This window comes from Methanobrevibacter sp. (assembly GCF_045220775.1).
Lineage (GTDB): Archaea > Methanobacteriota > Methanobacteria > Methanobacteriales > Methanobacteriaceae > Methanocatella.
The window spans coordinates 1-1,627 of the sequence record NZ_JBGUWC010000081.1 but is presented as its reverse complement, the minus strand read 5'-3'; the positions used below and the strand labels follow the sequence as shown (position 1 = coordinate 1,627).

The following is a 1,627-nucleotide window of genomic DNA, read 5'->3' as shown; positions in this document are numbered from 1 at the left end:
CTGAAGAGTATCCTATGGAGTTAATAAAATTAAGTAGTAAAAAGATTGAACGTGTTTTCATGCAAATATGGGAAGCTCGTCAAATACCAGAATCATTATACAATATTAGTGACCAGTTAATCGCTGATAATCCTGATGCAGACATTACTACTTTAATGAGAGAATTTGCTAGGAAATATCCTATGAAAAAGAAACAAGCCAATACCATTTATGGTATACTTAAAAGGAAAATAAACAAACAAGGAGAATAAAATTTATGAGTAAAAAAGATGTTTACACTGTTAGACGTGTTCCAAGAACTTGGACAAGTAATAAGGAATATGAGATTTTAAAAGGCCGTAAAGTTGTTTTAAAATTAAGTGATCGTAGTGAAGCTGATGCGGTTTGCAAATATTTAAACACTCTTCCCAGTGAACCAGCTAAAAAATCCACTAAAAAGAAAACTACTAAATCTACTAAATCTGCTAAACAAGATAAATTAGAAGGTGACAAGAGTGAGTGATGTTTATGTGGATATTCGCTTAAAAATGCACGTCAAAGACAGGTATAATGACTCGGTTTTAAACTATGAACTGGAAGATGGTTTCACAATCGCCAAGGCTGTGTGTAGTGAGATTAAAGGTTTGGAGCATTTTCCGGATATTTATGATGTTGAAGTTGTGAAGCTGGGTAAGGTTAATACTATTGCTTTGAGTGTTGATGAAGATTTTCTTATTAGTGATGAATAATTAAACTTAAAACCATTAAGTTTATATACTATAAAAACTAATAGTTAATTGTAGGAGTAAACCATTTTACTCCCACAATAAAATTTTTACCCAAAGAAAAAAAACATGAGGCGATGAAATGATAAAACTACACACAATCCCAGAGTACCATGATGAATTAATAATCGACGGCCAAGATTACAACGGATACACACCAGACGATGAAATCCAATATGAAATTGAAAGCAACATAGAATTCATCGAAAACGAAGAAGCAGAATTAAAACAAATAATTGCTTCAGAACCCCAAAACTAATTTTATTTTTTTCCTATTATAATTAAAGGGGATTATTCAAATGGGATCCAAACACATTAGGTATCCAATGCCAGAACCAAAACCAGGAGTCAAACCAGTAAAATCAGCTCCCGGATGGACAAGGGAAGAGCAGACTGAAATGACTAATAAATTCTACAAAAAAAACAGACAATGCAACTGCACAACTCTAATCGGCCATGATGGATTAATCCACAATACATGGACAGTACCTCGTAGTGAGATACATGACTTCCTAGAAATACTATTTTTCGAAAGAATAACAGTACAAGTATATCCCTTAAAACATAACGAAGCAGGAATCATCTTCATTAATGATGAATCTGCAAGACGTTTACTAAGAATTATCCCTAAAATACCAAAAGCAAAATATGGAGATTTCTAAAATGGGAATTGACAGTAAATATTTAATATATGTATCAGATTATCAACCGGAACTCTTACCAAGACCAGTTCCGAAAATGGAGAAATCAGAAACATTAGAAGAGTTACCTATCATTACTGTGGAGTGTGGATTATGGAGTACCGTCTAGTAAAGTGTGAATATGATTATACTGAAATCAAAAAAGACACTAAAAAAGACACT

Annotated in this window: 5 protein-coding genes; all 5 read left to right on the top strand. The window is 32.7% G+C overall.

The genetic code is table 11. The features are described from left to right. Window positions 1–251 (top strand): hypothetical protein (locus tag ACJROP_RS05105; protein WP_406534409.1); only part of this gene is annotated, 251 nt, incomplete at its 5' end. Between the two features lie 5 nt (window positions 252–256). Then, window positions 257–502, top strand: a complete 246-nt coding sequence (locus ACJROP_RS05100) for a hypothetical protein (RefSeq protein WP_406534408.1) — start codon at window positions 257–259, stop codon at window positions 500–502. Then, entirely contained in the window at window positions 495–728 is a 234-nt protein-coding gene (locus tag ACJROP_RS05095) for a hypothetical protein (RefSeq protein WP_406534407.1), read from the top strand. Before ACJROP_RS05100 ends, ACJROP_RS05095 begins: the two co-directional genes overlap by 8 nt. A 118-nt stretch (window positions 729–846) precedes the next feature. Beyond that, window positions 847–1,023: a hypothetical protein gene (locus tag ACJROP_RS05090; protein ID WP_406534406.1), complete on the top strand. Its 177-nt coding sequence runs from the start codon at window positions 847–849 to the stop codon at window positions 1,021–1,023. A gap of 40 nt (window positions 1,024–1,063) precedes the next feature. Continuing rightward, window positions 1,064–1,426 carry a hypothetical protein gene (locus ACJROP_RS05085; RefSeq protein WP_406534405.1) on the top strand — a complete coding sequence of 121 codons (363 nt, stop codon included), beginning with the start codon at window positions 1,064–1,066 and terminating at the stop codon, window positions 1,424–1,426. Window positions 1,427–1,627: the final 201 nt, after the last annotated feature.